This window comes from Roseobacter sp. HKCCA0434, assembly GCF_032464675.1.
GTDB lineage: Bacteria > Pseudomonadota > Alphaproteobacteria > Rhodobacterales > Rhodobacteraceae > Pontivivens.
This window is the reverse complement of sequence record NZ_JAWDKL010000045.1, coordinates 1-9,554: the sequence shown is the minus strand read 5'-3', so window position 1 is coordinate 9,554 and position 9,554 is coordinate 1. Positions and strand designations below refer to the sequence as shown.

Genomic DNA, 9,554 nt, shown 5'->3' with positions numbered 1-9,554 from the left:
AGGTCGGGCCGCGGCGGGCGCAGCCCCTCGGCCAGCGCCCGCATCCGCGCCCGATGCGCCTGCCAGACGGCGGCCTGCGCCGCGTCCATGTCTCCTGCAGGACGGTCGGCGAGCGCACTCAGCACGCGCCGGTCGCTGGCCAGATCCAGCCGCCCGACGGCCGCATCGACACCGGGAACCCGAAACCGCCACAGCCCGTAGCCCAGCGTGCCGATCAGCGCGACCGCGCCGACGCCCAGCACCACGGCCCCACCCAGCAGATCGCCGAGGATCGGCAGCGCGCCGGACCGGACCAGCGCCAGCACCAGCAGCACCACCGCGATCAGCGGCCAGAAGGCGCGCGCGCCCCGCTCCGCCGCGATTGCCGCACGGGTCAGCGCGATCTTTCGGCGCATCGGGGCCAACGGATCGTCCTGAATCTGGGTCTCGGCTTCGGTCATGGGGCCCCCTCGCCCGCAAGCCTAGCGCGCGCCACCTCCGGGGCCAAGCGGACGCGGTGCCGCGCGCCCGATTGTGATCGCTACTCCGCCAGCCAGTCGGGGATGGTGTCGCGCGCCAGCATCTCCTCGAAGCTCGGCCGCGCGCGGATCACGTCGAAGCGGTCGCCGCTGACCAGAACCTCGGGGATCAGCGCGCGGGAGTTGTACTCGCTCGCCATCACCGCGCCATACGCCCCGGCGGAGCGGAAGGCGATCAGGTCCCCCGCCGCCACCTGCGGCAGGTCCCGGCCCTTGGCGAAGGTGTCGCCGCTCTCGCAGACCGGGCCGACGATGTCGTAGCGATGCGGCATCACGCCCGCCTCGCCCTCGATCACCGGGACGATATCGTGCCAGGCATCGTACATGGCGGGCCGGATCAGGTCGTTCATCGCCGCATCCAGGATCAGGAAGTCGCGATCCGCGCCGTGCTTGACGTAGATCGCCTCGCTGACCAGCAGCCCCGCATTGCCCGCGATCAGGCGCCCCGGCTCCACCTCGATCTCGCAGCCCAGATCGCCGACCGTGCGCCGGATCACCTTGCCATAGTCGAAGGGCAAGGGCGGCGCCTCGTTGGCGCGCACGTAAGGAATGCCCAGGCCGCCGCCCAGATCAAGGCGGCTGATCTCGTGCCCTTTCGCGCGCAGCGTCCGCGTCAGCTCCGCCACCTTCTGAAACGCCGCTTCATAAGGCTCCAGATCCGTCAGCTGCGAGCCGATATGCACGTCGATCCCCACCACCGCGATGCCGGGCAGCGAGGCGGCGAGCGCATAGACCTCCTCCGCCCGGTCGATGGGGATGCCGAACTTGTTCTCCGACTTGCCGGTCGCGATCTTGGCATGGGTCTTTGCGTCCACGTTCGGGTTCACCCGCACGGTGATCGGCGCGACCTTGCCCATTTCGGTGGCCACACGGCTCAGCCGCTCCAGCTCCGGCTCGCTCTCGACGTTGAACTGGCGGATGCCGTGTTCCAGCGCGTATTCCATCTCTTCCCGCGTCTTGCCGACGCCCGAGAAGACGATCTTCTCGCCCGGCACGCCCGCAGCCCGCGCGCGGCGGTACTCGCCGATGCTGACCACGTCCATGCCCGCCCCCATCCGCGCCATGATGCGCAGCACGGCGAGGTTGGAATTGGCCTTCATCGCGTAGCAGATGAGGTGCGGCATTCCCTCCAGCGCCTCGTCCACCACCTTGAAATGCCGCTCCAGCGTCGCGGTGGAATAGACGTAGAACGGCGTGCCCACGGCGCGCGCGATCTCGGGAAGGGGAACATCCTCGGCATGGAGGACACCATCGCGGTAGAGAAAATGATCCATCGGTCAGCCCTGATTGCGCGAGCGGAGGAAGAGGTAGAGCGGCAGCCCGCACGACAGCCCGATACAGAAGGTCGCGGGGATCGCCCAGAGCGACGACCAGTCGCGGCGCACCCGGACCTCTGCCACGATCCAGATGGTCAGCGCCGTGGCCGCGACCGTCAGGTCGTAGACGAGGCCGGTGGTCGCATCCGACACGTTCCACGCGCCGACCATAGCCACCATCGACCAGTCGTTTTCCGCCAGCCACGGCAGGAAATAGGCCATCGGCAGCACCGCGCCGATCACGGCGAGGATCAGGTAGGTCAGGCGCAGGCGCGACATGGGGCTTCTCCGCTCGTCGGTCGCGCCGGGCGTAGCCGCGCACCGCACATGATGCAAGCGTGACGACGGCCTCGCGTCACTCCACCTCCGCCGCGCGCCGCCCGGCACGGCTGCCGATCCAGACGCAGGCGAGCACGATCACAGCACCCGTCCCCTGCAACAGGCTCAGACGCTCGCCCAGAATGGCCCAGCCCAGCACCACCGCCGTCAGCGGGCTGAGGAAGCCGAAGCTCGTCACGACCGACGGTCCCAGCCGCGCGATCCCGCGGAACCACAGGACATAGCTGATCGCAGCCCCCGGCAGGCCCAGCCACAGGAACCCGGCAACGCCGCGGGCGTCGATCGCCGGCAACGGCGGCTCCAGCAGCAGCGCCACGGGCACCAGCAGCAGACCGCCCGCGACCAGTTGCCAAGCCGTGAAGGTCAGGGCGGAGGCGTCCGGCTGCCAGGCCCGCGTCAGCACCACGCCCCCCGCCATCGACAGCGCACCGATGAAGGCTGCAACGATGCCCACCGGATCGAGCGCCGCGTCGGGCCCGATCACCAGCAATGCGACGCCGCCGATCCCGGCCAGCGCCGCCGCGACCCCGCCCGCCGTCAGCCGGGTGCCGAGGATCAGGCGGGCCAGTACCAGCACGATCAGCGGCTGCACCGCGCCCAGCGTGGCCGCGACCCCGCCCGGCAGGCGATAGGCCGCGACGAAGAGCGCGCCCCAGAACAGCGCGAAGTTCAGCCCCCCGAGGACTGCCAGTCGCGGCAGCCACGCGACCGGCGGCAATTTCCCCGTGATCAGCAACAGCAACAGCCCCGCCGGCAATGCGCGCAGCACCGCCGCGGTCACCGGATAGCCCTCCGGCAGAAGTTCGGTCGTGACGATATAGGTCGATCCCCAGATCGCAGGGGCGAGAGCGGCCAGCACGGCATCGGTCCAACGGGACATCACGAACTCCTTTATCTTGACGTCAAGATATTGAGACATGTCTTGATGTCAAGATACCGGGCTGGCAGGATGTCCGGCATGGACCATGTCGACCGCATTCTCGCCCAATGGCGCGCCGAACGCCCCGATCTCGACGTCGCTCCGATGGGCCTGCTCGGACGGCTCAAGCGCCTGACCGACCGCGTGACCGAGGAGACCGGGCGGGTGTTCCGCGCTCACGATCTGACGCCCGCCGGGTTCGACGTGCTCGCCACGCTGCGCCGCTCCGGGCCGCCCTACGCGCTCAGTCCCTCGAGCCTGATTTCGTGGACGATGGTCACCTCCGGCACGATGACGAACCGGCTCGACCGGCTGGAGGCGGCGGGCCTCGTCGAGCGTCGCCGCGACCCCGAGGACGGCCGCGGCTCGCTCGTCGCCCTGACGGACGCGGGCTTCGCACTGATCGAGCAGGTGGTGGCCGAGCATGTCGCCAACCAGCACCGCATCGTCGCGAGCCTGCCGCAGGAGATGCGCGCCCGCCTCACCGCCGACATCACCGAGTGGCTGGCGCATCTCGACCCACCGCAGGACGACGACGGCTGAGAGCTGGTGCAAAGTATTGCCTTGCCTGCGGCACGCGGCGCGACGAGCATGTCGGCCGTGCCGCTGCGCCTGCTTATCGCCGCCATTGCCATCGCCAGCCTCGCTCTGCGGGTCTGGGTGATCCTGCCCGATATCGGCTCGGTCGCGGCGGCGCTGTGGCAGATGCTGCGCTATTTCACGATCCTGACCAATCTGGCGGTCGCAGGCGTGATGATCCTGTCACTCGCGCGGCGGCGTCGGCCGGGGGCCGCGATCTCGGCGGCGATCACCACATGGATCATCGTGGTCGGCGCAGTCTATCACGCCTTGCTGGGTCAAGACCTGCCATTCGGCACGCTCCGGTACTGGATTGACCACGGCTATCATACCGCCGTCCCTGTCCTGACGGTGATCTGGTGGATCGCCGCGGCCGAGAAGTCGGGCCTGCGCCCCATCCAGGCCCTGCACTGGGCGCTTTTTCCCATCGCCTATCTCGCCTACGCGCTGGCGCGCGGGCTGGCGGACGGCGTCTATCCCTATTTCTTCATCAATCCCGGCATGGTCGGCTGGTCCGGCGTCTTTCTCTGGGCGGCGGGTCTCTTCGCTCTCTTCACCGGGCTGGGCCTGATGCTGGTGCTCGCCGCCCGCCGACTGAGCGGCGTTCAGTCGGCCTGATCGGCCTGCGAGGGTGGCACCGGCAGGGCCTTGCGCCCGCAGGCCGCTGGGGTCAGCAGGAGTGCTGCGATCAGCATCAGGCGGATCATCCCAGCGCCTCCTTCCAGCGGGCGATCTGCTCGCGCACCCGCACCGGGGCCGTGCCGCCATAGGAGGTGCGCGAGGCCACCGACGCCTCGACCGTCAGCACGTCGAACACGCCCTGCGTGATCTTCGGGTTCACCCCCTGCATGTCGTCGAGCGTCAGATCGGCCAGGTCGCAGCCGCGATCCTCCGCCATCTTCACCAGCGCGCCCGTCGCGTGATGCGCGTCGCGGAACGGCAGGTTCGCCTCCCTCACCAGCCAGTCGGCGAGGTCCGTCGCGGTGGAGAAGCCCGAGGCCGCAGCCGCCCGCAGGTTTTCCGCATTCGGACGCAGGTCCGCCAGCATCCCGGTCATCGCGGCAAGGCTCAGCATCATCGAATCCGCCGCATCGAAGACCTGCTCCTTGTCCTCCTGCATGTCCTTGGAATAGGCGAGCGGCAGGCCCTTCATCACCGTCAGCAGCGCTACCGTCGCGCCGACGATCCGCCCCACTTTCGCACGCAGCAGCTCCGCCGCGTCGGGGTTCTTCTTCTGCGGCATGATCGACGAGCCGGTGGAGAAACGGTCGCTGAGCGTGACGAAGCGGAACTGGGCCGAGGACCAGATCACCAGTTCCTCGGCGAAGCGGCTGAGATGCATCGCGCAGATCGAGGCCGTCGTCAGGAACTCCAGCGCGAAATCCCGGTCCGACACGGCGTCGAGCGAGTTGGCCGACGGCCGGTCGAAGCCCAGGGCCTCCGCCGTCATCTCCCGGTCGATGTCGAACCCGGTGCCCGCCAGTGCCGCGCAGCCCAGCGGGCTTTCGTTCATCCGGGCGCGCGCATCGCGGACGCGCGAGCGGTCGCGCGCGAACATCTCGACATAGGCCATCATGTGATGACCCCAGGTCACGGGCTGCGCCGTTTGCAGATGGGTGAAGCCCGGCATCACCATGTCCGGTCCCGCCTCCGCCTGTGCCACGAAGGTCCGCATCAGCGCGGTCAGCCCGGCCTCCATCGCGTCGAGCTGGTCGCGCACCCACAGCTTGAAGTCGGTCGCCACCTGGTCGTTGCGGCTGCGCGCGGTGTGCAGACGGCCCGCGGGCTCACCCACCAGTTCCTTCAGCCGCGCCTCCACGTTCATGTGGATGTCCTCCAGCGCGGCGGAGAACGCGAAGTCACCGCCCTCGATCTCTGACAAGACCGTGAGCAGCCCTTCCCGGATCACCTCCGCATCGCTATCCGTCAGGATGCCCTTGGCGGCGAGCATGGCGGCATGGGCGCGCGAGCCCTCGACATCCTGTCGGGCGAGCCGCTTGTCGTAGCCGATCGAGGCGTTTATCGCCTCCATCAGGGCATCGGGGCCGTCGGCGAACCGGCCGCCCCACATGGCGTTGGAGGATGTGCTCTTGGTGGTGTCGTCGGACATCGGGGCTCTCGACTGGAAGGAACGTGAAATGCGGATCGCAAAGAGGGCCGCTTCGGGTCTGGCCCTGTTCTACGCAGGCTTTCTCGCGCTTGCAAACGCGGCGCTCGCGCAGGATCCGGCGGCGCTGGAGGCGCTGCGCCGCGACGACATGCGCGCACTCGTCGTGCATAACAGCCCGCAGGCCCTGCCCGACCGCGCCGTGACCGATCCCGACGGGGGCGAGGTCAGCCTCGCCGACTATGCAGGCAAGGTCGTACTGGTGAACTTCTGGGCCACCTGGTGCGCGCCGTGCCGCGAGGAGATGCCCGATCTCGACGCGCTCAACGCCGATCTGGGCGGCGAGGATTTCGAGGTCGTGACCATCGCCAGCGGCCGCAACAGCCTCAGCGGCATCCGCGCCTTCTACGCCGAGACGGGCGTGGAGACCCTGCCGATCCTGCTCGACCCGCGCGGCGCGCTCGCCCGGCGTGCGGGCGTGCTGGGTCTGCCCGTGACGATCCTGATCGACCGCGAGGGCCGGGAGATCGCCCGCCTCAACGGCGGCGCGCACTGGAACGACGCCCCCGCGCGCGAGATCATCGAGGCGGTCATCGCGGCCGGGGAGTGATCCGTTCCGAGAGATCAGCCGCGCATCGACGAGCCGCGGCGCGGCGATCCAAGATTTGAGCATGGCAATTCATGCCGGCCACGTCCGTACGACCTTCCGGCGGCGCGTCTCCATCAACCAAATCGCCGTGCCGGGGGGCGGATCACGCCGGAGGCGCGCTTTCAGCACGACCGATGCGCGGCGGCCTGCGGCCTCGAGTCCGCGCAAAAGCGTCGAGGTCTACGCAAGCTCCCTACTCGCAGCGTAGGTTCCCGCACAGCGTTTCGCACGGAATACCGTCGCGGTCCCGATCCCGCGCCGTATCCCCGCAGACCACGAGGTGAAAGCACGCTTCCTCGCAGCAGCGCATCTGCCCGCAGGTCTTCGAGGGGGAGCATGAGTAGCTCTGCGCCACCCGCAAGCGCTCGATCCGCTCCGTCACCGGAGCGTTTTGGGCAACCACGGGCGTGCATGTCAGCAGGAGAGTGAGGAGCAACCTCATCGCACGAAGCTAGTCCCGCCCCCCGAGCGCCGCAACCTCCGCCTGCCGGAAGCAGCCATCGACATGATCGTTCACCAGTCCGGCTGCCTGCATGAACGCGTAGGTGATCGTCGGTCCGCAGAACTTGAACCCGCGCGCCTTCAGCGCCTTCGACATCTCGCGGCTCAGCGCGGTCTCGGCGGGAACGTCTGCCATCGTCGCAGGGCGCGCCTCAATCGGCGCGCCGTCGACGAAGCCCCAGATGAAGTCCGAGAAGCCGCCCTCCGCCTCGATCTGAAGAAATGCACGCGCATTGCCGATCGTCGCCTCGATCTTGCCCCGGTGACGCACGATGCCCGGATCGGCCAGCAGCCGCGCGACGTCCGGCTCCCCGAATCGGGCGACGCGGGCGGGATCGAATCGCTCGAAGGCGGCGCGGAACGCCTCGCGCTTGCGCAGGATGGTGATCCAGCTCAGCCCCGCCTGGAACCCTTCGAGGCAGAGAAGCTCCCACAGCTTGCGGCCGTCCCGCTCGGGCACCCCCCATTCGGTGTCGTGATAGTGAACATAGAGCGGATCGGCCCCGCACCAGGAACAGCGGTCTTCGGTCATCGGACGCCTTAACGATTCGTTCAGAACAACTGGGGAACATTACCCCGACATGAGGAGAGGAGCGAGCGTATGCTGCCCGCCAGACGCATCGCGCAGGACCGCCGGTCGACGGTCGAGGATCCGTGCGTCACCGCTCTGCGCGCGGGCGGCGTGCAACTCGCCTTCCAGCCCATCGTCCGCGCCCGCGCGCCGCATCGGGTTGGCTTCTTCGAGGGTCTGTCGCGCCTGCGGGTGGAGGGGGGCGAGGTCACGACGCCCGCGCGCTTCCTCCCCCCGATCGAGGCGGCGGGCCAGATCGCCCTGCTCGACCGCCACGCCTTGCGCCGGGGCCTCGACGCCCTGGCGGAACACCCGCACATGCGCCTGACGCTGAACGCGGGCGCACCGACCCTGACCGACGAGGCCTGGCTGTCCCTCCTGAGGCGGGAGGCGGCGGACCGTCCGCATCTCACCGACCGCCTGGTGGTCGAGATCACCGAGACCGCCGTCGCCGATATCGACGCGGCGGTCCGCTTCACCCGCACGGTGCGGCGGCTCGGCGTGACGGTCGTGCTCGACGATTTCGGAGCGGGCGCGACCGCCTTCCGCCACTTCCGCGACCTCGCGCTCGACGGGGTGAAGATCGACGGCCTGTTCTCGCGCGAGGTGGACCGCAACCGCGACCATCAGGCCCTCATGCGCGCACTGACCAAGCTCGCGCGCCATTTCGACCTGTTCACCGTGGCGGAATATGTCGAGACACGGGCCGAGGCGGCCTGGCTCGCCCGCATCGGCGTGGATTTCCTGCAAGGCTACCTCTTCGCGCCGCCCGGGCCGCGGCCCGACTGGCGGATCGAGCCGTGATCAGGACTTGCGCACCAGTTCCGACAGCTGCTCTTGCATCCGGCTCAGCTGCGACTTCAACTCGTCGAGTTCGACATCCTTGGCCGTCTGCGCCTTCTCCTCCGGCTCGGGCGCAGGGGCCGCCGCCTTGGCGAAGGGAGTGAACATGCGCATCGTGTTCTCGAACCACTCCATGTTCGACCGGCTCATCGCCTCGAAATTCGCGATCGCGGGATTCGCCTCGAAGGCGGAGCGGACCTGGTCGCGCATCTTCTCCTGATTGCGCGCGAAGGTGTCCATGGACGCGTCGAGATAGCCGGGCACGAAACCCTGCAACGTGTCGCCGTAAAGCCGGATCAACTGCCGCAGGAAGTTCGTGGGCAGCATGTTCTGCCCCTTCGCCTCCTCCTCGAAGATGATCTGCGTCAGGACCGAGCGGGTGATGTCCTCCCCCGACTTCGCGTCGTTCACAACGAAGTCCTGCCCCTCGCGCACCATCTGCGCGAGATGTTCGAGCGTGACGTAGCTCGACTTCGCCGTATTGTAGAGCCGCCGGTTGGCGTATTTCTTGATGACGATCGGCTGGTCCGGATCTTGCGTCTTGCTGGCCACTGTCACCTCTCCCCCGCGGTCTGAAATGCCGCCTGCGCGAAAGCATAGTGCGCCGCAACGCCGCGCCGCAACGCAAAATTGCCAGCGCATGCAATCGCAGCGCGTGCTATGCAGCGCCCCATGACCGCTGCCGCCCTCGAGCCCGATTTCCCCGCCCCCCGCCGGCGAGCCGCGCCGGTCCCACTTCCGCTGCATCTGTGGCAGGCCCAGATGGAAACGGCGCGGCAGGCGGGCGATGCGGAAGGGGTCGCCCTCATGGCCCGGCGGCTCTCCGCGATGCTCGACGGCATCGCCCGCTGGCGGGCCGATCCCTGGTCGCGGCCTGCGGACGAGACCCCCGTCCTGTGGTCGGACGGGGCCACCGCGCTGCGCGATTGCGGCGGATCGGGCCGCCCGGTGCTGCTGATCCCCTCGCTCATCAACCGCGCCTACATCCTCGACATCCTGCCTGAACGCTCGCTGGTCGCATCGCTGCGCGCGGGCGGCCTGCGTCCTCTATTGCTCGACTGGGGCGTGCCGGGCGGGGTCGAGCGGGACTTCTCCCTCGCCGACTATGCCGACCGCCGCCTGCGCCCCGCGCTCGCCATCGCGCGGGTGCTGGCGGGCGGGCCGGTGCCGGTGGTCGGCTACTGCATGGGCGGGGCACTCGCCGCCAAGTCG

Annotated in this window: 12 protein-coding genes and 1 pseudogene; 5 read left to right on the top strand and 8 right to left on the bottom strand. The window is 69.0% G+C overall.

The window, feature by feature from the left end:
- The 4 genes from RX333_RS16945 to RX333_RS16930 form a co-directional block, all read right to left on the bottom strand.
- Positions 1-440 (bottom strand): DUF4175 family protein (locus tag RX333_RS16945; protein WP_316016145.1); only part of this gene is annotated, 440 nt, incomplete at its 3' end.
- An 80-nt stretch (positions 441-520) separates the two neighbouring features.
- Positions 521-1,792, bottom strand: coding sequence for a diaminopimelate decarboxylase (lysA, locus tag RX333_RS16940; protein WP_316016144.1), 1,272 nt, complete (start codon positions 1,790-1,792; stop codon positions 521-523).
- A 3-nt stretch (positions 1,793-1,795) separates the two neighbouring features.
- The gene (locus RX333_RS16935; RefSeq protein ID WP_316016143.1) at positions 1,796-2,113 is read right to left on the bottom strand and encodes a DUF2834 domain-containing protein; all 318 of its coding nucleotides are present in this window, start codon (positions 2,111-2,113) and stop codon (positions 1,796-1,798) included.
- Between the two features lie 76 nt (positions 2,114-2,189).
- Positions 2,190-3,053, bottom strand: coding sequence for an EamA family transporter (locus RX333_RS16930; RefSeq protein WP_316016142.1), 864 nt, complete (start codon positions 3,051-3,053; stop codon positions 2,190-2,192).
- A gap of 78 nt (positions 3,054-3,131) precedes the next feature.
- Between RX333_RS16930 and RX333_RS16925 the strand changes: the two genes are divergently transcribed.
- Both RX333_RS16925 and RX333_RS16920 read left to right on the top strand, forming a co-directional pair.
- Positions 3,132-3,635, top strand: coding sequence for a MarR family transcriptional regulator (locus RX333_RS16925; RefSeq protein ID WP_316016141.1), 504 nt, complete (start codon positions 3,132-3,134; stop codon positions 3,633-3,635).
- A gap of 6 nt (positions 3,636-3,641) precedes the next feature.
- Entirely contained in the window at positions 3,642-4,289 is a 648-nt protein-coding gene (locus RX333_RS16920) for a Pr6Pr family membrane protein (RefSeq protein ID WP_316016140.1), read from the top strand.
- A gap of 85 nt (positions 4,290-4,374) precedes the next feature.
- On the opposite strand, the gene argH is transcribed toward RX333_RS16920, so the two are convergent.
- Positions 4,375-5,781 carry an argininosuccinate lyase gene (argH, locus tag RX333_RS16915; RefSeq protein ID WP_316016139.1) on the bottom strand — a complete coding sequence of 469 codons (1,407 nt, stop codon included), beginning with the start codon at positions 5,779-5,781 and terminating at the stop codon, positions 4,375-4,377.
- 28 nt (positions 5,782-5,809) lie between these two features.
- Between argH and RX333_RS16910 the strand changes: the two genes are divergently transcribed.
- A complete protein-coding gene (locus tag RX333_RS16910; protein WP_316016138.1) occupies positions 5,810-6,388 on the top strand; it encodes a TlpA disulfide reductase family protein in 579 nt (192 codons plus the stop codon).
- 232 nt (positions 6,389-6,620) lie between these two features.
- On the opposite strand, the gene RX333_RS16905 is transcribed toward RX333_RS16910, so the two are convergent.
- Positions 6,621-6,869, bottom strand: a complete 249-nt coding sequence (locus RX333_RS16905) for an excalibur calcium-binding domain-containing protein (protein WP_316016137.1) — start codon at positions 6,867-6,869, stop codon at positions 6,621-6,623.
- A 9-nt stretch (positions 6,870-6,878) separates the two neighbouring features.
- Positions 6,879-7,460, bottom strand: coding sequence for a DNA-3-methyladenine glycosylase I (locus RX333_RS16900; protein ID WP_316016136.1), 582 nt, complete (start codon positions 7,458-7,460; stop codon positions 6,879-6,881).
- A 69-nt stretch (positions 7,461-7,529) separates the two neighbouring features.
- Here RX333_RS16900 and RX333_RS16895 point away from each other — a divergent pair, with 69 nt between their 5' ends.
- Positions 7,530-8,303, top strand: a complete 774-nt coding sequence (locus tag RX333_RS16895) for an EAL domain-containing protein (protein WP_316016135.1) — start codon at positions 7,530-7,532, stop codon at positions 8,301-8,303.
- On the opposite strand, the gene phaR is transcribed toward RX333_RS16895, so the two are convergent.
- Positions 8,304-8,894, bottom strand: coding sequence for a polyhydroxyalkanoate synthesis repressor PhaR (phaR, locus tag RX333_RS16890; protein ID WP_316016134.1), 591 nt, complete (start codon positions 8,892-8,894; stop codon positions 8,304-8,306).
- A 120-nt stretch (positions 8,895-9,014) separates the two neighbouring features.
- Here phaR and RX333_RS16885 point away from each other — a divergent pair.
- Positions 9,015-9,554 (top strand): annotated as a pseudogene (locus RX333_RS16885) (hypothetical protein); the annotation flags it as partial.